General features: G+C 67.9%; 26 protein-coding genes. 22 read left to right on the forward strand and 4 right to left on the reverse strand.

The features are described from left to right. Positions 1 to 463: 463 nt before the first annotated feature. Positions 464 to 2,353 carry a DNA topoisomerase IV subunit B gene (gene parE / locus ACREPD_RS13450; RefSeq protein ID WP_431599785.1) on the reverse strand — a complete coding sequence of 630 codons (1,890 nt, stop codon included), beginning with the start codon at positions 2,351 to 2,353 and terminating at the stop codon, positions 464 to 466. A gap of 158 nt (positions 2,354 to 2,511) precedes the next feature. On the opposite strand from parE, the gene ACREPD_RS13455 reads away from it, so the two are divergent. The 8 genes from ACREPD_RS13455 to truD all read left to right on the forward strand — a co-directional run bounded on the left by ACREPD_RS13455 (position 2,512) and on the right by truD (position 9,168). Further along, on the forward strand, positions 2,512 to 2,754 hold the full coding sequence (locus ACREPD_RS13455; protein WP_421570735.1) for a hypothetical protein: 243 nt from the start codon (positions 2,512 to 2,514) through the stop codon (positions 2,752 to 2,754). Between the two features lie 369 nt (positions 2,755 to 3,123). Further along, positions 3,124 to 4,788 carry a CTP synthase gene (locus tag ACREPD_RS13460; RefSeq protein WP_431599786.1) on the forward strand — a complete coding sequence of 555 codons (1,665 nt, stop codon included), beginning with the start codon at positions 3,124 to 3,126 and terminating at the stop codon, positions 4,786 to 4,788. 41 nt (positions 4,789 to 4,829) lie between these two features. Further along, positions 4,830 to 5,102: a hypothetical protein gene (locus ACREPD_RS13465; RefSeq protein ID WP_431599787.1), complete on the forward strand. Its 273-nt coding sequence runs from the start codon at positions 4,830 to 4,832 to the stop codon at positions 5,100 to 5,102. A gap of 119 nt (positions 5,103 to 5,221) precedes the next feature. Next, positions 5,222 to 6,514 carry a phosphopyruvate hydratase gene (gene eno / locus ACREPD_RS13470; RefSeq protein ID WP_431599788.1) on the forward strand — a complete coding sequence of 431 codons (1,293 nt, stop codon included), beginning with the start codon at positions 5,222 to 5,224 and terminating at the stop codon, positions 6,512 to 6,514. A 5-nt stretch (positions 6,515 to 6,519) separates the two neighbouring features. After that, positions 6,520 to 6,870, forward strand: a complete 351-nt coding sequence (ftsB, locus tag ACREPD_RS13475; protein WP_431599789.1) for a cell division protein FtsB — start codon at positions 6,520 to 6,522, stop codon at positions 6,868 to 6,870. Continuing rightward, positions 6,867 to 7,565, forward strand: a complete 699-nt coding sequence (gene ispD / locus ACREPD_RS13480; RefSeq protein ID WP_431599813.1) for a 2-C-methyl-D-erythritol 4-phosphate cytidylyltransferase — start codon at positions 6,867 to 6,869, stop codon at positions 7,563 to 7,565. Before ftsB ends, ispD begins: the two co-directional genes overlap by 4 nt. 68 nt (positions 7,566 to 7,633) lie before the next feature. Further along, entirely contained in the window at positions 7,634 to 8,128 is a 495-nt protein-coding gene (gene ispF / locus ACREPD_RS13485) for a 2-C-methyl-D-erythritol 2,4-cyclodiphosphate synthase (RefSeq protein WP_431599790.1), read from the forward strand. Continuing rightward, a complete protein-coding gene (truD, locus tag ACREPD_RS13490) occupies positions 8,125 to 9,168 on the forward strand; it encodes a tRNA pseudouridine(13) synthase TruD (protein ID WP_431599791.1) in 1,044 nt (347 codons plus the stop codon). The genes ispF and truD overlap by 4 nt, the downstream gene beginning before the upstream one ends. A gap of 28 nt (positions 9,169 to 9,196) precedes the next feature. Here truD and ACREPD_RS13495 read toward each other — a convergent pair whose 3' ends face one another. Then, the gene (locus tag ACREPD_RS13495) at positions 9,197 to 9,736 is read right to left on the reverse strand and encodes a Smr/MutS family protein (RefSeq protein WP_431599792.1); all 540 of its coding nucleotides are present in this window, start codon (positions 9,734 to 9,736) and stop codon (positions 9,197 to 9,199) included. A gap of 186 nt (positions 9,737 to 9,922) precedes the next feature. Between ACREPD_RS13495 and surE the strand changes: the two genes are divergently transcribed. Genes surE through ACREPD_RS13515 form a run of 4 tightly spaced genes read left to right on the forward strand, consistent with a single transcriptional unit; the run spans position 9,923 to position 12,786 of the window. Continuing rightward, entirely contained in the window at positions 9,923 to 10,702 is a 780-nt protein-coding gene (surE, locus tag ACREPD_RS13500; RefSeq protein WP_431599793.1) for a 5'/3'-nucleotidase SurE, read from the forward strand. Beyond that, positions 10,699 to 11,376 carry a protein-L-isoaspartate(D-aspartate) O-methyltransferase gene (locus ACREPD_RS13505; protein WP_431599794.1) on the forward strand — a complete coding sequence of 226 codons (678 nt, stop codon included), beginning with the start codon at positions 10,699 to 10,701 and terminating at the stop codon, positions 11,374 to 11,376. Before surE ends, ACREPD_RS13505 begins: the two co-directional genes overlap by 4 nt. Before the next feature lie 19 nt (positions 11,377 to 11,395). Further along, positions 11,396 to 12,010: a YqaA family protein gene (locus tag ACREPD_RS13510; protein ID WP_421570745.1), complete on the forward strand. Its 615-nt coding sequence runs from the start codon at positions 11,396 to 11,398 to the stop codon at positions 12,008 to 12,010. Continuing rightward, complete coding sequence (locus ACREPD_RS13515; RefSeq protein WP_431599795.1) at positions 12,007 to 12,786, forward strand: peptidoglycan DD-metalloendopeptidase family protein; 780 nt, start codon at positions 12,007 to 12,009, stop codon at positions 12,784 to 12,786. The genes ACREPD_RS13510 and ACREPD_RS13515 overlap by 4 nt, the downstream gene beginning before the upstream one ends. 191 nt (positions 12,787 to 12,977) lie before the next feature. Here the strand turns inward: ACREPD_RS13515 and ACREPD_RS13520 are convergent, their stop codons facing one another. Then, positions 12,978 to 13,373: an Mth938-like domain-containing protein gene (locus ACREPD_RS13520; protein WP_431599796.1), complete on the reverse strand. Its 396-nt coding sequence runs from the start codon at positions 13,371 to 13,373 to the stop codon at positions 12,978 to 12,980. Between the two features lie 6 nt (positions 13,374 to 13,379). Beyond that, positions 13,380 to 13,685 (reverse strand): ribosome assembly RNA-binding protein YhbY, encoded by a 306-nt coding sequence (gene yhbY / locus ACREPD_RS13525; protein WP_431599797.1) that lies wholly within the window; start codon positions 13,683 to 13,685, stop codon positions 13,380 to 13,382. 65 nt (positions 13,686 to 13,750) lie between these two features. On the opposite strand from yhbY, the gene rlmE reads away from it, so the two are divergent. The 10 genes from rlmE to ubiB all read left to right on the forward strand — a co-directional run bounded on the left by rlmE (position 13,751) and on the right by ubiB (position 23,365). Then, a complete protein-coding gene (gene rlmE, locus ACREPD_RS13530) occupies positions 13,751 to 14,383 on the forward strand; it encodes a 23S rRNA (uridine(2552)-2'-O)-methyltransferase RlmE (protein WP_431599798.1) in 633 nt (210 codons plus the stop codon). A gap of 53 nt (positions 14,384 to 14,436) precedes the next feature. Then, positions 14,437 to 16,380: an ATP-dependent zinc metalloprotease FtsH gene (ftsH, locus tag ACREPD_RS13535; protein ID WP_431599799.1), complete on the forward strand. Its 1,944-nt coding sequence runs from the start codon at positions 14,437 to 14,439 to the stop codon at positions 16,378 to 16,380. 109 nt (positions 16,381 to 16,489) lie between these two features. After that, positions 16,490 to 16,672 carry a hypothetical protein gene (locus ACREPD_RS13540; RefSeq protein ID WP_431599800.1) on the forward strand — a complete coding sequence of 61 codons (183 nt, stop codon included), beginning with the start codon at positions 16,490 to 16,492 and terminating at the stop codon, positions 16,670 to 16,672. Positions 16,673 to 16,758: 86 nt separating this feature from the next. Further along, positions 16,759 to 17,253: a hypothetical protein gene (locus ACREPD_RS13545; protein ID WP_431599801.1), complete on the forward strand. Its 495-nt coding sequence runs from the start codon at positions 16,759 to 16,761 to the stop codon at positions 17,251 to 17,253. 234 nt (positions 17,254 to 17,487) lie between these two features. After that, positions 17,488 to 18,387 (forward strand): dihydropteroate synthase, encoded by a 900-nt coding sequence (gene folP, locus ACREPD_RS13550; protein WP_431599802.1) that lies wholly within the window; start codon positions 17,488 to 17,490, stop codon positions 18,385 to 18,387. Continuing rightward, the gene (gene miaA, locus ACREPD_RS13555; protein WP_431599803.1) at positions 18,387 to 19,340 is read left to right on the forward strand and encodes a tRNA (adenosine(37)-N6)-dimethylallyltransferase MiaA; all 954 of its coding nucleotides are present in this window, start codon (positions 18,387 to 18,389) and stop codon (positions 19,338 to 19,340) included. Before folP ends, miaA begins: the two co-directional genes overlap by 1 nt. A 106-nt stretch (positions 19,341 to 19,446) precedes the next feature. Beyond that, positions 19,447 to 19,731, forward strand: coding sequence for an RNA chaperone Hfq (hfq, locus tag ACREPD_RS13560; RefSeq protein ID WP_313343887.1), 285 nt, complete (start codon positions 19,447 to 19,449; stop codon positions 19,729 to 19,731). A 23-nt stretch (positions 19,732 to 19,754) separates the two neighbouring features. Then, positions 19,755 to 21,065, forward strand: a complete 1,311-nt coding sequence (gene hflX / locus ACREPD_RS13565; protein ID WP_431599804.1) for a ribosome rescue GTPase HflX — start codon at positions 19,755 to 19,757, stop codon at positions 21,063 to 21,065. Positions 21,066 to 21,155: 90 nt separating this feature from the next. After that, a complete protein-coding gene (locus ACREPD_RS13570; protein ID WP_431599805.1) occupies positions 21,156 to 21,650 on the forward strand; it encodes a CinA family protein in 495 nt (164 codons plus the stop codon). A gap of 35 nt (positions 21,651 to 21,685) precedes the next feature. Next, positions 21,686 to 23,365 carry a 2-polyprenylphenol 6-hydroxylase gene (gene ubiB / locus ACREPD_RS13575; RefSeq protein WP_431599806.1) on the forward strand — a complete coding sequence of 560 codons (1,680 nt, stop codon included), beginning with the start codon at positions 21,686 to 21,688 and terminating at the stop codon, positions 23,363 to 23,365. Positions 23,366 to 23,604: the final 239 nt, after the last annotated feature.

A 23,604-nucleotide genomic window follows, 5' to 3' on the forward strand; every position in this document is an offset into this window, starting at 1 on the left:
GGCAGCCCCGCTCCGGGACACGCCGCAAGTACGTCCTTGTAGGCTGCTAGAAAACATCCATGTTTTCTAGCGTCCCTCCGGGGGCTACCCGCCGGCCGCCCCCGACAGAGGGTCGCGTGCGGAAGGAAGGAGCAGACACGCATGGCGTGTCCCTACGCGGCCGCCGTGTCGGCTTGTTCCGTGGCCACCGACCTGTTGTCGAAGGGTCGGCGGGGGTGGGTTTGAGGGGGCATGAGCCGCATGGATGCGGCGACTGAGCTTACATGGACGTACTTGCAGCGTCCCCCACAAACCCACACCCGACGGCCCCAACCTGGGAGCCTCGCAGATCAAGGGCTGTTCGCCCAAATCCAACAGCAGCCGGGCAGGGCCCGGCGCCACGGTAAAGCGTGCAATCCAGGCGCCCGCACGCCAGGGCGGCAGGCAAAAAAAATCCCGCCGAAGCGGGATTTTTCAGTAGCGATCAGACTTCCAGCGAAGCCAGGTCGCCCTTCTTTTCCAGCCATTGCTTGCGGTCGCCCGCGCGCTTCTTGGCCAGCAGCATGTCCATCAGCGCGCTGGTCTGCTCGCCGTCGTCCACCGTCAACTGCACCAGGCGGCGCGTGTCCGGGTGGATCGTCGACTCGCGCAGCTGGTTCGGGTTCATCTCACCCAGGCCCTTGAAGCGGGTCACATTGACCTGGCCCTTGATCTTCTCGCGCTCGATCTTGTCCAGCAGCGAGCGCTTCTCTTCCTCGTCCAGCGCGTAGAACACCTGCTTGCCCACGTCCACGCGGAACAGCGGCGGCATCGCCACGAACACATGGCCCGCATCCACCAGCGACGGGAAATGCTTCAGGAACAGCGCCGTCAGCAGCGTTGCGATGTGCAGCCCGTCCGAGTCCGCGTCGGCCAGGATCACCACCTTGCCGTAGCGCAGCCCGCTGATGTCTTCCTTGCCCGGGTCGCAACCGATCGCGATCGCCAGATTGTGGACTTCCTCCGACGCCAGCACGCTGCCCGACGACACTTCCCACGTGTTCAGGATCTTGCCGCGCAGCGGCATGATCGCCTGGAAGTCCTTGTCGCGCGCCTGCTTCGCACTGCCGCCGGCCGAATCGCCTTCGACCAGGAACAGCTCCGTGCGCGACAGATCCTGGCTGATGCAGTCTGCCAGCTTGCCGGGCAGCGCTGGGCCCTGCGTCACCTTCTTGCGCACCACCAGCTTTTCCGTCTTCAGGCGGGCACTGGCGCGCTCGATCGCCAACTGCGCGATCTGCTCGCCCAACGCCACGTTCTGGTTCAGCAGCAGGCTGAATGCGTCATGCGCGGCGCCCTCCACGAAACCCGCGGCCTGGCGCGACGACAGCCGCTCCTTCGTCTGGCCACTGAACTGCGGGTCCGTCATCTTCAGCGACAGCACGAACGATACCCGGTCCCACACATCTTCCGGAGCCAGTTTCACCCCGCGCGGCAGCAGATTGCGGAAATCGCAGAACTCGCGCAGCGCCTCCGTCAGACCCGTGCGCAGCCCGTTCGCGTGCGTGCCGTGCTGGGCCGTCGGAATCAGGTTCACGTAGCTTTCCTGGACCAGCTCGCCTTCGGGCAGCCAGGCCACCGCCCAGTCCACCACCTCCGTGTCCTTCTTCAGCTGGCCCACGAACAGGTCCGCCGGCAGCATCTCGCGCTCGCCCAGCTCCGCCTTCAGGTAATCGCTCAGCCCGTCCTCGAAGTACCACGTGTCCTGCTCGTCCGTGGCCTCGTCGCGCAGCTTCACCGTCAGGCCGGGGCAGAGCACCGCCTTCGCGCGCAGCAGGTGGCGCAGCGCCCGCAGGTTGTACTTGGGCGTGTCGAAGTACTTCGGGTCCGCCCAGAAGCGCACCCGCGTACCGGTGTTCTTCTTGCCGACGGTGCCCACCACTTCCAGCGGCGTCGCGCGGTCACCGTTGCGGAACGTGATGCGGTGTTCGCTGCCGTCGCGCTTGATATGCACCTCCACCAGCGTGGACAGCGCATTGACCACACTGACGCCCACGCCATGCAGGCCGCCGGAGAACGTGTAGTTCTTGTTGTTGAATTTGCCGCCGGCATGCAGGCGGGTCAGGATCAGCTCCACGCCCGGGATCTTCTCCTCGGGGTGGATGTCCACCGGCATGCCGCGACCGTCATCGCTGACCTCGCAGCTGCCGTCCTTGAACAGCGTGACCTCGACCGTCCGGGCGTGGCCGGCGAGGGCCTCGTCCACGGCGTTGTCGATCACTTCCTGCGCCAGGTGGTTCGGGCGCGCGGTGTCGGTATACATGCCCGGGCGGCGCTTGACCGGGTCAAGGCCGGACAGGACTTCAATATCGGCGGCGTTATAGCGGGTGTTCATCTGTCTTCAAGAAGCGCAAAGCGACGGCGAAGTTTGCGGTCTGGCCGGTTTTTTTGCACGCCACACGTTCAGGGGCCGGCCGACCAGCCCGCGATAGACTAGGCGTGATGGGAAAACCGGACCCCGGAACCCATCACCAGCCAACGCGAGGAGACCCCATGAAGAAGTTGCTGACCATCATTGCCATTGCCGCCGCCGTCGTGGCCGTGCCGCTGGCTATGGCCCAGAACGCCGGACAGGGCCAGTCCACCGCGCAGCAGGGCGACCAGGCCGAGGCCAAGGCCCAGTCCGAGGCCGACGCCAAGGCCAAGCGCCGCGCGGCTGCCAACGCCGAAATGAAGGCCAAGGGCCAGCAGACGCCGCAGCAGGAAGAGGAAGAAGAGGCGAAAAAGAAGCGCTGAGTCCGCTTCGCAGCCCCTTCGACGCCCCGGCATGTCCGGGGCGTCTTCGTTCGTGCCCCTTGGGCTTGGGCCGCTCAATCTGTAAACTATGGCTTTCCGGGAGCAGTGCGTGTCATCCATCAGCGAATGGACTGGTCTGGTCGTGCGCGACCGCCAGCAGGGTAGGCAGGAGGTGACGGTCCCATCGGCGACCGGCGCGGCCACCCCGACCTCGCAGACCGGTCCGACCTGCACCCCGTCCCTGATCCTGGCCCCGGCGCGTGAACGTCCCGCTGCCGCCGCCCGGATCATCCCCGATTTCCCCTTCACGTCGTCCGTCGCCCCCCGCGCCGGCGCCGTTTCCCCCTTCCTGACAGGACACCTCCAGCCATGACTCCCTTGATCTTCGTAACCGGCGGCGTGGTTTCCTCGCTCGGCAAAGGCATTGCCGCCGCGTCACTTGCGTCCATCCTCGAAGCCCGTGGCCTGACCGTCACGATGATGAAGCTCGACCCGTACATCAACGTCGACCCGGGCACCATGAGCCCGTTCCAGCACGGCGAGGTGTATGTCACCGACGACGGCGCCGAGACCGACCTCGACCTGGGCCACTACGAGCGCTTCGTGCGCACCCGCCTGAGCCGCAAGAATTCGGTCACCACCGGCCGCATCTACGAGAACGTCATCCGCAAGGAGCGCCGCGGCGATTACCTGGGCGCCACCGTGCAGGTCATTCCGCACATCACCGACGAGATCCGCCGCTGCATGGACGAGGCCACCGAAGGCTTCGACGTGGCGCTGGTGGAAATCGGCGGCACCGTGGGCGACATCGAATCGCTGCCGTTCCTGGAAGCCATCCGCCAGGTGCGCACCGAGCGCGGCCCGGAAAAGGCGCTGTTCATGCACCTCACCCTGGTGCCGTACATCGCCGCCGCCGGTGAGCTCAAGACCAAGCCCACCCAGCACTCGGTGAAGGAACTGCGCTCGATCGGCATCCAGCCGGACGTGCTGCTGTGCCGCTCCGAACAGCCGGTGCCCGAGTCCGAGCGCCGCAAGATCGCCCAGTTCACCAACGTCTCCGAGCGCGCCGTCATCAGCGTGCCCGACGTCGACGTGCTGTACCGCATCCCGATGGGCCTGCACGAGCAGGGCCTGGACGAGATCGTCATCAACCAGCTCAAGCTGGGCGACAAGGCCGGCCCGGCCGATCTACACGAGTGGGAAGCGGCCGTGGATGCCACCCTGCACCCGCTGGACGAGGTCACCATTGCCGTGGTCGGCAAGTACGTCGACCACCAGGACGCCTACAAGTCCGTGGGCGAGGCGCTCAAGCACGGCGGCCTGCGCCAGCGCACCAAGGTCAACCTGAAGTGGCTGGAAGCACAGGACCTGGAGGGCACCGACATGGCCGCCCTCAAGGACGTCGACGGCATCCTGGTGCCGGGCGGCTTCGGCGACCGTGGTTTCGAAGGCAAGGTGCTCACCTCGCAGTTCGCCCGTGAGCAGCAGCTGCCGTACTTCGGCATCTGCTACGGCATGCAGGCCGCCGTGGTCGACTTCGCCCGCAACGTGGTGGGCCTGGACGGCGCCAACAGCACCGAGAACGACCGCCAGTCGCCGAACCCGGTGATCGGCCTGATCACCGAATGGCGCACCGCCACCGGCGATCTGGAAAAGCGCGACGACAAGAGCGACCTGGGCGGCACCATGCGCCTGGGCCTGCAGGAGCAGCGCCTGAAGCCGGGCACCCTGGCCCGCGAGCTGTACGGCAAGGACGTGGTGTCCGAGCGTCACCGCCACCGCTACGAGTTCAACAACCGCTACCGCACCCAGCTGGAGGACGCCGGCCTGGTCATCGCCGGCAAGTCGATGGACGACACCCTGGTGGAAGTGATCGAACTGCCGCGCGACCAGCACCCGTGGTTCCTGGCCTGCCAGGCGCACCCGGAATTCCTGTCCACCCCGCGCGAAGGCCACCCGCTGTTCATCGGCTTCATCCGTGCCGCGCGCGAGCGCAAGGCCGGTGGCGCGCCGCTGCAGGAAGCGCAGGCCTGATCGGCCGGCACTGGCGGGCGTGGCCATGGGGATGGGCAGCCTTGCTGCTGGCCATCGCCAGCTGGGGCTGCACGTTCGTGCTCACCGTGCTGGTGCTGTCGGCGGTGGGCGCGCCCGGTGATGGCAACCATGCCATCCGGGCGGTGGCGACCCCGATCAACCTCGCGTTGGCCGCCGGCATTACCTGCGCGCTCGCCACCGTAGGCGCCAGCATGCTGGCGCTGCGGTTGCGCCGCCAGCCGGCAGGCGGCGGCGCCGCGTTGGGCCTGCTGGGCCTGCTGTTGCTGGTGCTGCTGCTTCCGGCGCTGCTGTAGTCCCGCGCCGCGCCCGCACGCCGATTTGGCAAGCGGGGGGCAGGTGGGGATAATCACGCGGCACGTTTGACACGTTCATTTTTTGGCGTTCCCCCTTTCTGACTGGTAACCGGCCCGCTATGACCACGATCCGCAGCATCCACGCCCGTGAAATCCTCGACAGCCGTGGCAATCCCACGCTGGAAGCCGACGTCGTCCTGGAGGACGGTTCGTTCGGCCGCGCCGCGGTTCCCTCGGGTGCCTCGACGGGCTCCAAGGAAGCGGTGGAGCTGCGCGACGGTGACAAGACCCGTTACCTGGGCAAGGGCGTGCGCAACGCCGTCAACAACGTCAACACCACCATTGCCACCGCGCTGAAGGGCTATGACGCGGCCGACCAGGAGGCCCTCGACCGCCGCCTGATCGACCTCGACGGCACCGAGAACAAGGGCCGCCTGGGCGCCAACGCGCTGCTGGCCGTGTCCATGGCCACCGCCCATGCCGCCGCCGCCGCGAACAAGCAGGCGCTGTGGCAGTACCTGGCCGGCAAGACCGGTGCAGCCCCGTCGCTGCCGGTGCCGATGATGAACATCATCAACGGCGGCGCGCATGCCGACAACAACGTGGACTTCCAGGAATTCATGGTGCTGCCGGTCGGCTTCACCTCGTTCTCCGAAGCCCTGCGCGCCGGCACCGAAATCTTCCATTCGCTGAAGTCCGTCCTCAAGGGCCACGGCCTGAGCACCGCCGTGGGCGACGAAGGCGGCTTCGCGCCGGACTTCCGCAGCAACGTCGAGGCGCTGGACACCATCCTGGAAGCGATCGGCAAGGCCGGCTACACCGCCGGCGAAGACGTGCTGCTGGGCCTGGACGTGGCCTCCAGCGAGTTCTACGAGAACGGCAAGTACAACCTGGTCGGCGAGAACAAGCGCCTGACCTCCGAACAATTCGTCGACTTCCTGTCCGACTGGGCCGCCCAGTACCCGATCATCAGCATCGAGGACGGCCTGGCCGAGAACGACTGGGCGGGCTGGAAGCTGCTCACCGACCGCATCGGCAAGAAGGTGCAGCTGGTCGGCGACGACCTGTTCGTGACCAACCCGAAGATCTTCAAGGAAGGCATCGAGTCGGGCACCGCCAACGCCATCCTGATCAAGGTCAACCAGATCGGCACCCTGACCGAGACCCTGGAAGCGATCGCCATGGCGCACAACGCCAACTACGCGGCCGTGGTCTCGCACCGTTCGGGCGAAACCGAAGACACCACCATCGCCGACATCGCCGTGGCCACCACCGCCACCCAGATCAAGACCGGTTCGCTGTGCCGCAGCGACCGCGTGGCCAAGTACAACCAGCTGCTGCGCATCGAGGAAGCCCTCGGTGCCGGCGCGCGTTACGCCGGGCGTGACGCGTTCGTGTCGCTGAAGCGCTGATCCGCATGCGCAACTGGCGCTGGCTGCTGCTGGTGCTCGCGGTACTGCTGGCATGGCTGCAGTACCGCTTCTGGTTCGGTCCTGGCAATTCGGGCGAGGTCATGATGCTCGAAGCCCAGGTCGAGGCGCAGCGGCGCGACAACGCCGGCCTGCAGCAGCGCAATGACGCGCTGGCTGCCGAGGTCAAGGACCTCAAGGAAGGCGAGGCCGCCATCGAAGAGCGTGCACGCAGCGAATTGGGCATGATCAGGCCAGGTGAGAAGTTCTACCGCGTGGTCGAAAACGCGCCGGTGGCACCGCCGCGTGCGCCGGCCCAGGTCGGCGATCCCGACGCACCGCACCCGGAAGTGCCCTGATGGGCAGTGTCTGGGCTGTGGTCCCCGCCGCCGGCCGCGGCACCCGCTTCGGCGGCGAGACCCCCAAGCAGTACCTGGTCGCGGGCGACCGGGTGCTGCTGGCGCATACCCTCGAAGCATTGCTCTCGCACCCGGTCGTGGCCGGGGTGATGGTGGTGATTGCCGAGCACGATGCCGACTGGCCGGGCTGGCAGTCGCTTGCCGACAAGCCGATCCTGACCTGCATTGGCGGGGCGACCCGTGCCGATTCGGTGCTGGCCGGCCTGCAGGCGTTGCCGGACAGCGTGCGCGCGGATGATTTCGTGCTGGTGCACGATGCCGCGCGCCCGAACCTGGCCGCTGCCGACCTCGGCCGCCTGCTGGAAGTGGGGCGTGCCGACCCGGTCGGGGCGATCCTGGCCGCGCCGGTGCGCGACACCCTCAAGCGCGCCGGCGACGACGGCGGCATCGATGCCACCGAACCGCGCGCGCGGTTGTGGCGGGCGCTCACCCCGCAGCTGTTCCGCCGCCACCAGCTCGCCCGCGCGCTGCAGGAAGCCGCCGCTGCCGGCGTCGAGGTCACCGACGAGGCCATGGCGATGGAGCGGCAGGGGCTGCGCCCGTTGCTGGTGGAAGGCAACGAAGACAACTTCAAGGTCACCACCCCGGCCGACCTGTCCCGTTTCGAATTCGAGCTGTCGCGCCGCGGGGCGTGATCCGTCCAGCCGGGCAGAGCCCGGCGCTACCCAGCCGGGCAGAGCCCGGCGCTACGTCAGGTTCAATCATGAATTCCCCGTTTCCTCCGGTCCGCATCGGGCAGGGTTATGACGTCCACGCCTTCGGCGAGGGCGACCACATCATGCTGGGCGGCATCCGCGTCGCGCACAGCTGTGGCGTGCTCGCGCACAGCGACGGCGACGTGATCCTGCATGCGCTGTGCGATGCCATGCTCGGCGCCGTGGCGCTGGGCGACATCGGCCAGCACTTCCCGCCTTCGGACATGCGCTGGAAGGGTGCCGACAGCAGCCGCTTCCTGGAACACTGCAACGACCTGCTGCGCGAACGCGGCTGGCAGGTGGGCAATACCGACATCACCGTGATCTGCGAGCGGCCCAAGGTGGGCCCGCATGCGCTGGCCATGCGCGAGCGCATCGCCGGGCTGCTCGGCATCGCGCTGGATGCGGTCAGCGTCAAGGCCACCACGTCGGAGAAGCTGGGCTTCACCGGGCGTGGCGAAGGCATCGCCGCGCAGGCCGTCGTGCTGCTGGTGGCGCTGTGATCCCGCTGCCGCTGGCGTTCGGCGCGCCGCTGCTCACCGCGAACATCCGCACCACGCCCGAGGATTTCCAGGTCGACGAGCTGCCGGCGTTCGAGCCGAGCGGGGAGGGCGAACACCTGCTGCTCACCATCCGCAAGCGCGGTGCCAACACCGTGCACGTGGCCAAGCTGCTGGCCAAGTGGGCGGGCCTGCCGGAGATGGGGGTCAGCTTCGCCGGCATGAAGGACCGCCATGCGGTCACCACCCAGCGCTTCAGCGTGCACCTGCCCAAGCGGATCGCGCCGGACATCGCGCTGCTGGCCTCGGACGAGGTCGAGGTGGTCGAGTCGACCTGGCACAACCGCAAGCTGCAGCGCGGCGCACTCGCTGGCAACCGCTTCAAACTGGTGCTGCGCGAGGTGCAGGGCGATGCGAAGGCGATCGATGAGCGTTTGTCGCTGATTGCCGCGCGCGGCCTGCCGAACTGGTTCGGCGAGCAGCGTTTCGGCCGTGACGGCGGCAACGTGCCGTCGGCGCTGGCGATGTTCAACGGGCGTCGGGTGCGCCCGGATCAGCGGTCACTGCTGCTGTCGGCCGCGCGTTCGGCGCTGTTCAACCAGGTGCTGGCCGAGCGCGTCGCCCAGGGCAGCTGGGACAGCCCGCTGGAGGGCGAGGTGTGGATGCTGGATGGCAGCCGCAGCGTGTTCGGCCCCGAGCCGTGGACCGACCTGCTGGCCGATCGCCTCGGCCGGTTCGACATCCATCCCAGCGGCCCGTTGTGGGGCGAGGGCGAGCTGCGCAGCACCGGTGCTGCGGCTGAGCTGGAGCTGGGCGCGATCAGTGACGAGCAGTCCCTGCAGCTGCGCACCGGGCTGGAAGCCGCGCGCCTGAAGCAGGAGCGCCGCGCGCTGCGCCTGCGCCCGGCCAACCTGCAGCATCGCTGGCTGGAAGCCGGTGTCCTGGAGCTGACCTTCGCCCTCCCGCCGGGCTGTTACGCCACCGCCGTGGTGCACGAGCTGGGGCCGGTGCAGGATGTGGGCGGGGCCGTGTCGAACGATTGATTGCCGCGCAGCCACGCAGGGCGTGGCTCTACCGGTTCGCCAACAACACCAACACCGCGCCGGTCCCGCCTTGCCCGGCCGGCGCCGAATGGAACGCCAGCACGTCATTGCGCTGGCGCAGCAGCCGGTCCACCAGGTTCTTCAGGATGGGCGCGCCACCGTCCGACTGCAGCCCCTTGCCGTGGATGATGCGCACGCAACCGTGCTCATGCGCGTGCGCCTCCAGCAGGAACTGGCGCAGCAGCGCCTCGGCCTGGGCCATCGTCGCCCCGTGCAGGTCCAGCTCGTCCTGCACCGAATACTGGCCGCGCTTGAGCCGCTGGAACATGCGCGCCGGCAGGTTCTCCTTGCGGTAGCTGGCGGTGTCGCCGGCCTCCAGCGGGCCGCTGTCGCGCAGCAGCCGGGCAAACTCGCCGCGCGCGGCATCCTCGTCCAGCTCGGCCATGCGCGCGCGCGGCTTCGGCCGGGGCGTGGCGGGCGGCGCGGCCGCCGGTTTGCGCAGCGGCTGCACCTCGCCGATGGCGGCGCGGAACAACGCCGCGGGATCTTCGTCTTCAGGATGTGACATGCGTACAGCCTAATGCGCTGGATCGGTCGTGCCTACTCCGCGCGGGGTAGGCCGATCTGCCCGCTTGCGGCACAATAGCTGACGCACTTGCGCGGTCGGTGATCCCGTAACGGGTGAAGGCCGGCCCCGCCAACGCTGGAAAGTGATGGAAATGAAGTCTTGAATAATCAAGCGGTTAAACAGCCCATGCGGATCCTGGTCAGCAACGACGATGGTGTCGATGCCCCCGGCATCAAGATGCTCGCGGCGGTGTTGCGCGACGCCGGTCACGAAGTGATGGTCGTCGCGCCCGATCGCGACCGCTCCGGTGCCAGCAACTCGCTGACCCTGGACCTGCCAGTCCGGGTCAAGCGACTCGACCACTACACCTGTTCAGTGGCCGGCACCCCGACCGACTGCGTGCACCTGGCGCTGACCGGCATGCTCGAATACGACCCGGACATCGTGGTCTCGGGCATCAACAACGCCGCCAACCTCGGCGACGACGTGATCTATTCGGGCACCGTGTCAGCGGCGATGGAAGGGCGTTTCCTCGGCCTGCCCGCCGTGGCGATGTCGCTGGTGACCCACAACCACGATCCGAAGAACTTCGAGACCGCCGCACGTGCCGCGGTGGAGATCGTGACCCGGCTCAAGGCCGACCCACTGCCCGCCGACACCATCCTCAACGTCAACGTGCCCGACCTGCCCTGGTCGGAGGTGCGCGGCTTCGAGGTGACCCGGCTCGGCAACCGCCACCGCGCCGAGGGCTGCATCGCCCAGCGCGACCCGCGCGGCAACGAGGTGTTCTGGATCGGCCCGGCCGGGCGCGAGCAGGACTCCGGCCCGGGCACGGACTTCCACGCGGTGCGCAACGGTTTCATTTCGATCACCCCGATCCAGGTCGACCTGACCCGTTACCAGGCGCTGGAGAAGGTGGCCAGCTGGGTAGGCGGGCTGACCGCCGCGCTGGACCGGCCGGCATGAGCCAGCGCCTGCGCCTGCAGCCCGAAGCAGTGGGGATCGGCATGACCTCCCAGCGCGTGCGCGACCGCCTAGTCGAGCGCCTGCGCGAGAGCGGCATCGCCGACGAAGCCACGCTCAACGCCATCCGCGTGGTCCCGCGCCACCTGTTCATCGACGAGGCCCTGGCCTCGCGTGCCTATGAAGACACCGCGCTGCCGATCGGGCATGGCCAGACCATCTCCCAGCCGTGGGTGGTGGCGCGCATGACCGAAGCGGTGCTGCAGTCGGCCCCGAAGAAGGTGCTGGAAGTGGGCACCGGCTCCGGCTACCAGGCCGCCGTGCTCGGCGCGTTGGGGCTGGAGGTCTACACCGTCGAGCGCATCGGCGACCTGCTGCGGCAGGCGCGCAAGCGCTTCCGCGCGCTGGGCATGAACGTCCGCAGCAAGCATGACGACGGCCGCATCGGCTGGGCCGAACACGGTCCGTTCGACGCCATCGTGGTGACCGCTGCCGCACCGGCCCTGGTCGATGCGCTGGTCGAGCAGCTGGCCGTGGGCGGGCGCCTGGTCGCGCCGGTCGGCGGGGCAGGGGCGCAGTCGCTGATCCAGCTGACCCGTCGCGAAGACGGCAGCGTCGAACAGCAGGTACTGGCGCCGGTCACGTTCGTACCGCTGCTGTCTGGCATGCTGGATTGATTCCAAGGAGCGTTGCGTCATGAAGATTTTTGGTCCGCTGTACGAGCGGGCGATGAAGTGGGCCGCGCATGAGCGCGCGCCGACCTATCTGACGGTGTTGAGTTTCATCGAGGCGATCATCTTCCCGGTGATGCCCGAGGTGATGCTCGCGCCGATGTGCGTGGCCCAGCCCAAGCGCGGCTGGTGGTTCGCCACGCTGAGCCTGTCCGGTTCCATGGTCGGCGCACTGGTGGGTTATGCGCTTGGCCACTACGCCTTTGAAGCGCTCAAGCCGCTGTTCGCGGCGCTGGGCATGTTGGGCAGCATTGAAAGTGGTATCGCGGTCGTGCAGGCCAAGATGGCCGAGTCGCCCTGGGCGGTGTTCACCTTCCTGGTGCTGGGCGGCTTCATGCCGATCCCGATGAAGGTATTCACCTGGGCCTCGGGTATCGTCGGCGTGCCGCTGCCGCAGTATTTCCTGAGCATGTTGATTGGCCGCGGCAAGCGCGTGTTCGTGCTGGCGGCGGTCATCCGTATTGGCGGCGCGCGCGCGGAAGCGGCGCTGCGGCGTTGGATTGAACCGCTGGGCTGGGTGGCGACCGTGCTTGTGGTCGGCCTGGTGGCCTGGCTCGTCTGGAGGTCGAAGTTCGCATGAGTGCTGATCGTTTGAACGGGGGAGCGCGGCTGGCCGCACTGCTGGTGGTGGCCACGTTGAGTGCCTGCGGCACCGCCACGGTGGTCAAGCCGTCCGGTTCCGGTGGCCGTCCGACGGCGCACAGCACCCCGCAGAGCTCGGTGGCCAAGCCGGGCCAGACCGCCGTGGTACGCCGTGGCGACACCTTGTACGCGCTGGCACGCATCCACAACATCACCCCGCGCGACCTGGCGGCGTGGAACGGGCTGGCCGAGCCGTACACGATCTATCCGGGCCAGACCCTGCGCCTGTACCCGGGCAACGGTTCGGGCCGGGCGCCGACCACGGTGGTGACCGCCCCGCGTCCGGGTACCGCCACGCCTACGCCGGCGCCGACCCCGTCGCCGACTACCGCGATCAAGAGCAGCATCGACTGGCGCTGGCCGGCCGATGGCGCGATTGTCGGCCGCTTCGTCGGTGCCGACGTCACCAAGCAGGGCGTGGACATCGCCGGCAGCAGTGGCCAGCCGGTCCGCGCCACCGCGCCGGGCGTGGTGGTGTACTCCGGTGCCGGTCTGGTGGGCTTCGGCGAGCTGATCATCGTCAAGCACAACGACCAGTGGCTGTCGGCCTACGGCCACAACCGCAAGCGGCTGGTCAACGAAGGCCAGAGCGTCAAGGCCGGCGAGCAGATCGCGGAAATGGGCCGCACCGGCACCACCCGCGACATGCTGCACTTCGAGATCCGCTACAACGGCAAGCCGGTGGACCCGTTGTTGTACCTGCCGCCCAAATAAGCGAGCAGCCACCCATGGGGTGGCTCTACCGCATCCCGACGGTGTAGAGCCACGCCCTGCGTGGCTGCCGCACACGGCCGTGCGCGTACAACGTAGAGCCACCCGATGGGTGGCTGCCACGCAGATCCGGACGAAACCGCACACAAAAAAGGCCGCCAACGGCGGCCTTTCCTGAACAAAAACAACGCATTTCAACCCGCCAGCAGGATCGCCGCGGCCACATTCCGGCCCTCGCTGGCCAGCAGGTTGAACGTCCGTGCCGCCGCCGCGTTGGCCATCACTTCCAGGCCGATGCCGCGGGTCAGGCAGGCGCCCATGACGGCGGCAGACGGGAACTGCTGGGTCGCGCCGGTGCCCAGGATCACCAGCTCCGGCGCCAGCGCCAGCACCGCGGCCAGATCGTCCGGGGTCAGCGCCTTGGCGTCGGCGGCGCCCGACCAGGACTCCACAAGCGCCGTCGGGGTCACGATGAAGCTGTGGCCCAGTTCGCGCATGCGAACCTGCTCACGGTCCTCGAGCACCACCGAACTGCCACCGGCGGAGCGGAACGCATAGGCGAAATCGGGGATTTCGTGGTTCAGCTGCATGGGCGGTCAGCCGCGCGGAAGCACGATCTGGCGCTGTTCCTTGCTCGGGCGGTACAGCACGGCCACGTGGCCGATGCGCTGCACCAGCGCACTTTCCGTGGCCTGGACCAGTTCGGCGATCATGGCGTCGCGGGTCTCGCGGTCTTCCGCGCCCACTTTCACCTTGATCAGCTCGTGGCGCTCCAGCACCTCGTTCAGCTCGGTCAGGAAGGCCGGCGTGACCCCCTTGCCGCCGATCTGCAGCAGGGCTTTCAGATCATGGGCGTGGCCGCGGAGGAAGCGGGTCTGGGAGGAGGTCAGCACGATAGACATTCAGGAACAAGCGGTTAACTGGGGCGATCAGGGTATCATGGCCACCCCGTCCGGCCCTATCTCCAATGGTTTCCCGCAGCAAGAGCAGTCAACGCTGGTTGAAAGAACACTTTGCCGACCCCTTCGTGAAGAAGGCCCAGGCCGAGGGCATGCGCTCGCGCGCGGCCTACAAGCTGGAGGAGCTGCTCGAGCGTGACCGGCTGCTGAAGCCGCACATGGTCGTGGTCGACCTCGGCGCCGCCCCCGGGGGCTGGTCGCAGCAGATCCGCCGGCAGATCGGCGACACCGGCCGGATCCTGGCGCTGGACATCCTGGAGATGCCGCCGCTGGCCGGTGTGGAGTTCCTTCACGGTGACTTCAGGGAGCAAGCCGTCCTATCGCAGTTCGAGGCCATGTTGGGGGATCAGGCCGTAGACCTTGTGCTATCGGATATGGCCCCCAATAAAAGTGGCATGGACGCGGTCGACCAGCCGCGGATGATGCACCTGGCGGAGTTGGCGTTGGATTTCGCCGACAACCATCTCAAGCCGGGTGGCGCGTTCCTGATCAAGCTGTTCCAGGGCGTGGGCTTTGACGACTACGTGCGCGAGATGCGCCGCCGGTACGACAAGGTTGTCATCCGCAAGCCTGAAGCGTCCCGGAAGCGCTCGCCCGAGGTGTATGCCTTGGGGCGGGGCAAACGTACCGAGATCAAGTAAGCTCAACCATACCAATTGCGTCAGGCATTAGAGGAACACCGGAGCCAATGAGGATGAACGACTTGACCAAGAACCTCCTGCTATGGGTGGTCGTCGCCGTGGTGCTGATGGTGGTGTTCCAGAGCTTCTCGCCCAAGAGCAGTGGCGCGAACGCACAGGGCGCAACCTATTCCCAGTTCCTGGACCAGGTGGACAGCGGCAACGTCCAGAAGGTGACCTTCAGCGGCGACCTGCGCGGCGGCACCAACCAGATCAGCTACACCACCCGGGGCGGCCAGTCGGCCACCATCACCGCGCCGCTCGATCGTGACCTGATCAACGTGCTGCGCGGCAAGAACGTGGAAATCGTCCAGGAAGAGCCGTCCAGCGGCATCTCGCTGGGTGCGATCCTGATGAACTTCCTCCCGGTGATCCTGATCATCGGCTTCTGGCTGTTCATCATGCGCCAGATGCAGGGCGGCGGCGGCGGGGCCAAGGGCGCGATGTCCTTCGGCAAGTCGCGGGCCAAGCTGCAGGGCGAAGACCAGATCAAGGTCACCTTCGCCGACGTTGCCGGTTGCGACGAGGCCAAGGAAGAAGTCGGCGAACTGGTCGACTTCCTGCGCGATCCCACCAAGTTCACCAAGCTGGGCGGCAAGATTCCGCGCGGCGTGCTGATGGTCGGCCCGCCCGGTACCGGCAAGACCCTGCTGGCCCGCGCCATTGCCGGCGAGGCCAAAGTGCCGTTCTTCTCGATCTCCGGTTCGGACTTCGTGGAAATGTTCGTCGGCGTCGGCGCCAGCCGCGTGCGCGACATGTTCGAGCAGGCCAAGAAGCAGGCCCCGTGCATCATCTTCATCGACGAAATCGACGCTGTCGGCCGCCACCGCGGTGCCGGCCTGGGCGGCGGTCATGACGAGCGCGAGCAGACCCTGAACCAGTTGCTGGTCGAGATGGACGGCTTCGAGGGAGGCGAGGGCGTGATCGTCATCGCCGCCACCAACCGTCCCGACGTGCTGGACCCGGCGCTGCTGCGCCCGGGCCGCTTCGACCGCCAGGTCGTGGTGGGCCTGGCCGACGTCCGCGGCCGCGAGCAGATCCTCAAGGTGCACATGCGCAAGCTGCCGCTGGCCGACGACGTCGAGCCGATGGTGATCGCGCGCGGTACCCCGGGCTTCTCCGGTGCCGACCTGGCCAACCTCTGCAACGAGGCGGCGCTGTTTGCTGCGCGCAGCAACGAGAAGGAAGTGCGCATGGAGCACTTCGACCGCGCCCGCGACAAGATCCTGATGGGTGCCGAGCGCCGCTCGATGGCCATGAGCGAGGAGGAGAAGACCCTCACCGCCTACCACGAAGCGGGCCATGCCATCGTCGGCCGCCTGGTGCCCGAGCACGACCCGGTCTACAAGGTCACCATCATCCCGCGCGGCCGCGCGCTGGGTGTGACCATGTACCTGCCGGAGGGCGACAAGTACTCGATGAACCGCGTGGCGATCGAATCGCAGCTGTGCTCGCTGTATGGCGGCCGCGTTGCCGAGGAGCTGATCTTCGGCGCCGACAAGGTCACCACCGGTGCCTCCAACGACATCGAGCGTGCCACCAAAATGGCGCGCAACATGGTCACCAAGTGGGGTCTGTCCGACGAGCTGGGTCCGATTGCCTACGGCGAAGAGGACGACGAAGTGTTCCTGGGTCGTTCGGTGACCCAGCACAAGAGCGTGTCCGACGATACCGCCCGCCGCATCGACGAAGTGGTGCGCAGCATCCTGGACAAGGCCTACGCCCGCACCACCGAGCTGGTCACCGCCAACCTCGACAAGCTGCACACGATGTCCCAGCTGCTGCTGCAGTACGAGACCATCGATGCGCCGCAGATCGACGCCATCATGGAAGGCCGCGATCCGCCGCCGCCGATGGGCTGGGGCAAGTCCAACAAGGACGGTGGCAACAACAACAACGACAAGGGCGGCGACGCCCGTCCGTTGCCGCCCATCGCCGGGCCTGCCGAGCAGGTCTGACGGTGAACGGGTGGAACACGAAGGCCGGGGCGACCCGGCCTTCGTCGTTTCCGGCGCCGCATTCTGGGCGACAATGTCGCCCCCGCCTGCCTGCTGTTCCGGAGTTGTCATGTCCACGCCGCCGCCCCCGATTTCGCACACCCTCGAAATGGTGATCGCCACGGTGGTCGGCGTGGCAATCGGCCTGGCCCGCGACAACTTCCTGATGGGTGCCATCGTCGGCATCGTGCTCGGCGTCGGCCTGAGCATCGCCAAGACCCTGTACGTGGACTACCGGCGCCGCAAAGGCTGAGTGCTTGCACGTGTGCCCGGCGTTGGGCACGATGCGCGGGCACGGTCGCATGAGGCGACCGTCCACATCATTCCAGGGGGAATACCATGCGTCATCCGATGCGCGCGGCCGCTGCCGTGCTGCTGTGCTGTGCCTCGCCCGCGTTCGCGGCCACCGTCCATGTGCAGGATCCGGTGCCGTTTTCCGAGTCGGCCTACATCGCCGACAACATCAAGGCCGAGTGCCGCATGGGGGCGCAGCTGGCCACCGCGCTGGGTGCCAATGCCGGCACGTTCGGCAACACCATCGCCTTCAGTGCCGATGCGGTCGAGCAGGGGCGCGTGTTGAAGCTCGAAATCGTCGAGGCGCAGAGTGCACGCACCGGATACACCCACTACAAGTCCGCCACGGTGCGAGGCGTGCTGATGGAGGACGGTCAGAAAGTGGCCACGGTGACGGCGCGGCGGATCTCCCGCGGTGGTCCGGGCGGCCTGTTCAAGGGCTCCTGCGACGTGTTTGAGCGCGTGGTCACTGCCGTGGGCAGCGACATCGCCGAATGGCTGGGCAATCCGGTCGACGACGCGAAGCTCGGCGACTTCTGACGCTTGGTCCGGCACCGCGCAGCCACGCAGGGCGTGGCTCTACGTAGCGGGGTCCGGGTCCGCGCAGCCACGCATGGCGTGGCTCTACGTAACGGGGTCCGGGCCCGCGCAGCCACGCATGGCGTGGCTCTCCCGTAGAGCCACGCCATGCGTGGCTGCGCGGTGCTGCAACGACCGACGGCCAACCCGATCCGCCGGCGTAAACTATGCGCTGGCGTTTTCCGTGGATGGCCCATGTTCGATATTTCTCCCCAGCTCGATTGTGGTGGCCGCCTGCTGCGGCTGGATCGCCCGCGTGTGATGGGCATCGTCAACGTCACCCCGGATTCGTTCTCCGATGGCGGCGCGCACGACACCACCGACGCCGCCGTGGCCCACGGGCTGCAGCTGGTGGCCGAGGGCGCCGACCTGCTCGACATCGGCGGCGAATCGACCCGCCCCGGCAGCGCACCGGTGTCGCTCGAGGAAGAGCTGCGCCGGGTGATCCCGGTGATCGAACAGCTGGCGCGCCAGACCGCCGTGCCGATCAGCATCGACACCTTCAAGCCCGAGGTGATGCGTGCGGCCGTGGCTGCGGGCGCGGGCATGATCAATGACATCCACGCGCTGCGGCAGGAGGGCGCGCTTGCCGCCGCCGCCGAGCTGGGCGTGCCGGTGGTGCTGATGCACATGCAGGGCGAACCCGGCAGCATGCAGGACACCCCGCAGTACGACGACGTGGTGGCCGAGGTGCATCGCTTCCTCGCCGACCGCATGTTTTCCGCCGAAATGGCCGGCATCGCGAAGAAGAACCTGGTGATCGACCTGGGCTTCGGCTTCGGCAAGACCACCGAACACAACATGATCCTGTTGGCGCGTTCGGCGCGCTTCCTGGAACTGGGCGTGCCGATGCTGGCCGGGCTGTCGCGCAAGCGCAGCATCGGCGAGCTGACCGGTCGCGAGCAGCCGCGCGAACGCGTGGCCGGTTCGGTCGCCGCGCATCTGATCGCCGCCCAGCGTGGCGCGATGATCCTGCGCGTGCATGACGTTGCCGCCACCGTGGATGCGCTGAAGGTGTGGGCCGCCGTGGATGCAGTACCGATGCCGCGCGTGGACGCCGCCCCGGTCATGCCGCGCTGGCCGGACGAGGGCTGATGGGCGCAGATCAGCGACCGCTGGCGATTGCCGTGATGGGCCCGACGGCGTCGGGCAAGACCGCGGCCGCCATCGCCCTGGCCCAGCAGCTGGGCGGGGAGATCGTCAGCGTCGACTCGGCGCTGGTCTATCGCGGCCTGGATATTGGTTCGGCCAAGCCGGACGCCGCCGAGCGCGCGCAGGCGCCGCATCACCTGCTGGACCTGCGCGATCCCTGGCAGACCTATTCAGCGGCCGAGTTCGCCGCCGATGCCGCGCGCGTGGTGGCCGACATCGTCGCGCGCGGCCGCGTGCCGATCCTGGCGGGGGGTACCGGGCTGTACTTCCGCGCGCTGCTGCAGGGGCTGTCGCCGATGCCGGCGGCCGATCCCGATACCCGCGCGGCGATCGCCCACGAAGCGGCCGCCGTGGGCTGGCCAGTGCTGCATGCCCAGCTGGCCCAGGTCGACCCGGCCGCGGCGGCGCGCATCCACGCCACCGACCCGCAGCGCATCCAGCGGGCGCTGGAGGTGTACCGCCTCACCGGCACCCCGATCAGCGACTGGCAGAAACTGCCGGGCGTGGACCGCCTGCCGGTGCGCTGCCTGAAGCTGATCCTGGCCCCGCGCGAGCGCGCGGTGCTGCACCAGCGCATCGAGGCCCGGTTCGACGCCATGCTCGATCTGGGCTTCCTGGACGAGGTGCGGGCCCTGCGCGCGCTGCCGGCGATGGTCGAGGTGGCCGCGCCGCTGGACCTTCCCGCGATCCGGGCGGTGGGGTATCGCCAGGCATGGGAGTTCCTGGACGGGCAGGGCAGTGCCGCAACCTTCCGTGACCGCGCCATTTACGCCACCCGGCAGCTGGCCAAGCGCCAGCTGACCTGGCTGCGCGGCGAGCTTGATGCACGCTGGTTCGACCCCCATCTAGACCAGACGTCCATGGCGGATGCCGTGGCGGCCTTCGTGGCCCGCTGAGCCACAGCGCCTTCCCCCCGGCCCGTGTACCATCGGGGGTTCCGGCGGCGGGGGCCGTGGCAGCTGCCGGACGACCATAAAAACAATAATTAAACAGGAGTGTGCAATGTCCAAGGGGCAATCGCTGCAGGATCCGTTTCTGAATGCACTTCGGCGCGAACGCGTGCCGGTGTCGGTGTATCTGGTGAATGGCATCAAGTTGCAGGGAACGATTGAATCGTTCGATCAGTTCGTTGTCCTGCTGCGCAATACGGTCAGCCAGATGGTGTACAAGCACGCCATTTCGACCGTGGTGCCGGCGCGCAACGTCCGGGTCGGGCCCGGCGGCGGCTATGTGCAGTCCAATGAAGGTGGCGCCGACGGCGTCCAGGAAGAAGACGACGTTGAATGAAGTAAACCTTTGCGGAGAAGCGCGTGTTTGACCGTTCCAAGCGAGGCGAACACGCGATCCTGATCCAGCCGCATTTCGGCCGGCTGGAAGAAGATGTGCTCGAAGAATTCACCGATCTGGCCCGCTCTGCCGGGGCCAGCATCGCGGCGACGCTGACTGCCCGCATCGACCGGCCCAATCCGTCGATCCTGATCGGCTCCGGCAAGCTCGACGAGGTCAAGGCGGCGGCCGACGCCAGCGGCGCGGACCTGGTGCTGGTCAACCATGCCTTGTCGCCGTCGCAGGAGCGCAACCTGGAGCGGTTCCTGGAGCGCCGCGTGATCGACCGTACCGGGTTGATCCTGGACATCTTCGCCCAGCGTGCGCACAGCCACGAAGGCAAGCTGCAGGTCGAACTGGCGCAGCTGCGCCACATGGCCACGCGGCTGGTGCGCGGCTGGACCCACCTGGAGCGTCAGCGCGGTGGTGCCATCGGCCTGCGCGGTCCGGGTGAAACCCAGCTGGAAACCGACCGCCGCCTGCTGCAGAAGCGGGTGGAGCAGTTGCAGAAGCGGCTTGAGAAAGTCGAAGTGCAGCGCACCCAGATGCGCCGTGCCCGCGTGCGCAGCGAACTGCCGCGCGTGGCCCTGGTGGGCTATACCAACGCCGGCAAGTCGACGCTGTTCAACGCGCTGACCGGTGCCGAGGCCTATGCCGCCGACAAGCTGTTCGCCACCCTGGACCCGACTGTGCGCCGCATCGCGGTGCCGGGCGGCAATGTGGTGCTCGCCGATACCGTGGGGTTCGTGCGCGACCTGCCGCATGAGCTGGTGGCCGCGTTCCGCGCGACCCTGAGCGAGGCGCGCGAGGCCGACTTCCTGCTGCATGTGGTGGACGCGGCCGACCCGCATCGCGAAGAGCGCATCGCCCAGGTGGATGAGGTGTTGAACGAAGTGGGCGCGGGCGAATTGCCGCAACTGCTGGTGTTCAACAAGATCGACCGTATCGAGGGCAGCGAGGTCCGTCACGATGCGCAGGACGGCATCCCGGACACCGCGCGCCGCGAACGGGTCTGGATCTCCGCCCGCGACGGGCTGGGGCTGGACCTGCTGCAGTCGGTGCTGGGCAAGCGGCTGGGCCTGCAGCACATCAGCGGCGACCTGCGCCTGCCACCGTCGGCCGGTCGCCTGCGCTCGCGCCTGCACCAGCTGGAAGTGGTGCGCGGCGAACAGAGCGACGAGGACGGCTGGCTGCTGCAGGTCGAGATCCCGATCGCCGAGGCCGAGAAGCTGGCCGCCGCCGACGATGGCGCACCGATCCGCGCGATGCTGCCGGAGAAGGTTCCGGAATGGTGATCGCGCGACGCACTGTCGCACCCGCTGGCCACGACATCGCGTGGCATTTCGGCTACAACGGGGGCTGATGCCCCCCGTTCCAGGATTCCCATGACCGTTCCCACCGATGCCGAGCTCGGCGTCCTTGCCCGCGACGTCGGCCAGCGCCTGCAGCAGGCCGGGTTGCAGCTGGTCACCGCCGAGAGCTGCAGTGGCGGCTGGATCGCCAAGGCGATGACCGACATTGCCGGTTCCTCGGCCTTCTTCGACTGCGGCATGGTCGTCTACAGCTACGAGGCCAAGCAGCGCCTTCTCGGCGTACGCGCGCAGACGCTGGAGCAGTACGGCGCGGTCAGCCGCGAAACCGTGCTGGAAATGGTGTCCGGTGCGCTGGTCAGTTCCGGCGCCGGCATCGCCGTGGCGGTGACTGGCATCGCCGGCCCCGGTGGCGGCAGCCCGGACAAGCCGGTGGGCAGCGTCTGGATCGGCTGGAAGCATCGCGGCGGCTACGCCCGCGCGCAGCTGTTCCAGTTCGATGGCGACCGCGATGCCATCCGGCGCCAGACCGTGCTGCAGGCACTGACGGGAATTTTCGCACCGGTGTGACATCCTGCGCCGAGTGTTGAAGCGAGGGTGTGCCGATGTGGGAAACGCTGGGAACCGTCCGTGACCTGGGACGCCTGCAGGAAATCGCCTCGGTCCTGATCCGTTATGGCTTCGGCGACCTTGTGCGCCGCATCGGGCTGGCCGACGTGCTGGAACGCGCGGGCCGCCTGCTGCACTGGAACGACACCCAGCAGATCCTGCGCATGACCGCCCCGGTACGGGTGCGCCGCGCGATGGAAGACCTCGGCCCGACCTTCGTCAAGCTGGGGCAGGTGCTGGCCACCCGCGTGGATCTGTTCCCGCCGGACTGGATCGCCGAATTCTCCGAATTGCAGAACGCGGTGCCCGCGCTGCCTTACGCGCAGATCCGCGACCAGCTCGAGGCCGACCTGGGCGCGCCCGCCGCCGAGGTCTTCGCCTGGCTGGATGAAACCCCGATGGCCGCCGCGTCGCTGGCCCAGGCGCACCGCGCCACCCTGCATGACGGCAGCGCCGTGGTGTTGAAGGTCCGCCGTCCCGGCATCCGCGAGGTCATCGAGGCCGATCTGCGCCTGCTCGCGCGGCTGGCCGAGATCGTCGAGGCGCGCCTGCCGGACATGCGCCGCTATCGCCCGGCCGAAGTGGTGCAGCAGTTCCAGGTTTCGCTGCGCCGCGAACTCGATTTCGCCGCCGAATGCCGCAATGCCGAGCGCATCGCGCGCAACTTCGCCGGGCGCGAGGACATCCTCATTCCGCGGGTGCACTGGCAGTGGACCTGCGAAAGTCTGAACGTGCAGGACTTCGTCGACGGCATCCCCGGCCGCGACCTGGCCGGGGTGGATGCGGCCGGGCTGGACCGGGTCAAGCTGGCCCGCACCGGGGGCCGCATCGTGCTGAAGATGGTGCTGGAGGACGGCTGTTTCCACGCCGACCCGCACCCGGGCAACATCATCTACCTGCGCGACGGCCGGATCGGGGTGATCGATTTCGGCATGGTCGGCGCCATCTCCGAGCAGCGCCGCTTCCAGGTCGCGCAGCTGCTGCACGGCCTGGTCACCCAGGAACCCGAATCGGTGACCGATGTGCTGCTGGACTGGTCCGGCGGTATCGACATTGACGAGTCACGCCTGCAGCAGGACATCAGCGCCTTCGTGGACCAGTACCGTGGCGTGCCGCTGAAGGACCTGCACATGGGCCTGATGCTGGGCAACATCACCCAGCTGCTGCGCCAGCACGCGCTGACGTTGCCGGCCGACCTTGCGCTGATGATCAAGACCTTCCTCACCCTGGAAGGCATGGGGCGCCAGCTTGACCCGCAGTTCGACATGGCCACCGCGGCGCGCCCGTTCCTGGAGCGGGTGATGTGGCAGCGCTATTCGCCCGGGGCCATGCTCAAGCGCGGCAAGCGCAGCCTGGTCGGCATGATGGACCTGGTCGGCGACCTGCCGCGCGACGTGCGCCAGCTGCTGCAGATGGCGCGACGCGGCCGGCTCCAGCTGAAGGTGGAGACCACCGCGCTGCAGGGCTTCGGCGAGCAGGTCAACCGGGCCGCGAACCGGTTGGTGGTGGGCATTGTCACTGCCGCGCTGATCATCGGTTCGTCGATCGTGATGCACAGCGTGGGCGGGCTGTCGAGCCGCTGGTTGCTGGCGTTGGGTGTGGCGGGGTTCGTGGGGGCGGGGTTCTGCGGGGTGTGGATATTGGTGTCGATCTGGCGGTCGGGGCGGAATTCGTGAGGGTGGGTGGTGGAGCGTAGGGACACGCCATGCGTGTCTGCGCTTCGTTCCGGGGTCGTGACGTCTGACGGGCGGCTTCGGCGGGTCGAAAGATCGGCCGTAGAGCCACGCCATGCGTGGCTGCCCTTCGTTCCGGGGTCATGACGTCTGACGGGCGGCTTCGGCAGGTCTAAACGTCGGTCGGAACAGGGCGGCTGTTTGCCTTGCGCCTTCGGATGCTTGTGCCGCGCTTTGCGCGG

Origin of the sequence: Stenotrophomonas sp., from assembly GCF_050737075.1 — a bacterium.
Classification (GTDB): domain Bacteria; phylum Pseudomonadota; class Gammaproteobacteria; order Xanthomonadales; family Xanthomonadaceae; genus Stenotrophomonas.

Coding starts and splice junctions, on each gene's coding strand:
- ACREPD_RS13515 (WP_431599795.1), top strand. CDS start 12,007: ATGAGTGCTGATCGTTTGAACGGGGGAGCGCGGCTGGCCGCACTGCTG.
- ubiB (WP_431599806.1), top strand. CDS start 21,686: ATGTGGGAAACGCTGGGAACCGTCCGTGACCTGGGACGCCTGCAGGAA.
- ACREPD_RS13495 (WP_431599792.1), bottom strand. CDS start 9,736: ATGTCACATCCTGAAGACGAAGATCCCGCGGCGTTGTTCCGCGCCGCC.
- ACREPD_RS13505 (WP_431599794.1), top strand. CDS start 10,699: ATGAGCCAGCGCCTGCGCCTGCAGCCCGAAGCAGTGGGGATCGGCATG.
- yhbY (WP_431599797.1), bottom strand. CDS start 13,685: ATGTCTATCGTGCTGACCTCCTCCCAGACCCGCTTCCTCCGCGGCCAC.
- ispF (WP_431599790.1), top strand. CDS start 7,634: ATGAATTCCCCGTTTCCTCCGGTCCGCATCGGGCAGGGTTATGACGTC.
- ftsH (WP_431599799.1), top strand. CDS start 14,437: ATGAACGACTTGACCAAGAACCTCCTGCTATGGGTGGTCGTCGCCGTG.
- miaA (WP_431599803.1), top strand. CDS start 18,387: ATGGGCGCAGATCAGCGACCGCTGGCGATTGCCGTGATGGGCCCGACG.
- ftsB (WP_431599789.1), top strand. CDS start 6,520: ATGCGCAACTGGCGCTGGCTGCTGCTGGTGCTCGCGGTACTGCTGGCA.
- ACREPD_RS13570 (WP_431599805.1), top strand. CDS start 21,156: ATGACCGTTCCCACCGATGCCGAGCTCGGCGTCCTTGCCCGCGACGTC.
- folP (WP_431599802.1), top strand. CDS start 17,488: ATGTTCGATATTTCTCCCCAGCTCGATTGTGGTGGCCGCCTGCTGCGG.
- ACREPD_RS13455 (WP_421570735.1), top strand. CDS start 2,512: ATGAAGAAGTTGCTGACCATCATTGCCATTGCCGCCGCCGTCGTGGCC.
- ACREPD_RS13510 (WP_421570745.1), top strand. CDS start 11,396: ATGAAGATTTTTGGTCCGCTGTACGAGCGGGCGATGAAGTGGGCCGCG.
- ACREPD_RS13540 (WP_431599800.1), top strand. CDS start 16,490: ATGTCCACGCCGCCGCCCCCGATTTCGCACACCCTCGAAATGGTGATC.
- eno (WP_431599788.1), top strand. CDS start 5,222: ATGACCACGATCCGCAGCATCCACGCCCGTGAAATCCTCGACAGCCGT.
- rlmE (WP_431599798.1), top strand. CDS start 13,751: ATGGTTTCCCGCAGCAAGAGCAGTCAACGCTGGTTGAAAGAACACTTT.
- ACREPD_RS13520 (WP_431599796.1), bottom strand. CDS start 13,373: ATGCAGCTGAACCACGAAATCCCCGATTTCGCCTATGCGTTCCGCTCC.
- hfq (WP_313343887.1), top strand. CDS start 19,447: ATGTCCAAGGGGCAATCGCTGCAGGATCCGTTTCTGAATGCACTTCGG.
- ACREPD_RS13460 (WP_431599786.1), top strand. CDS start 3,124: ATGACTCCCTTGATCTTCGTAACCGGCGGCGTGGTTTCCTCGCTCGGC.
- parE (WP_431599785.1), bottom strand. CDS start 2,353: ATGAACACCCGCTATAACGCCGCCGATATTGAAGTCCTGTCCGGCCTT.
- surE (WP_431599793.1), top strand. CDS start 9,923: ATGCGGATCCTGGTCAGCAACGACGATGGTGTCGATGCCCCCGGCATC.
- ACREPD_RS13545 (WP_431599801.1), top strand. CDS start 16,759: ATGCGTCATCCGATGCGCGCGGCCGCTGCCGTGCTGCTGTGCTGTGCC.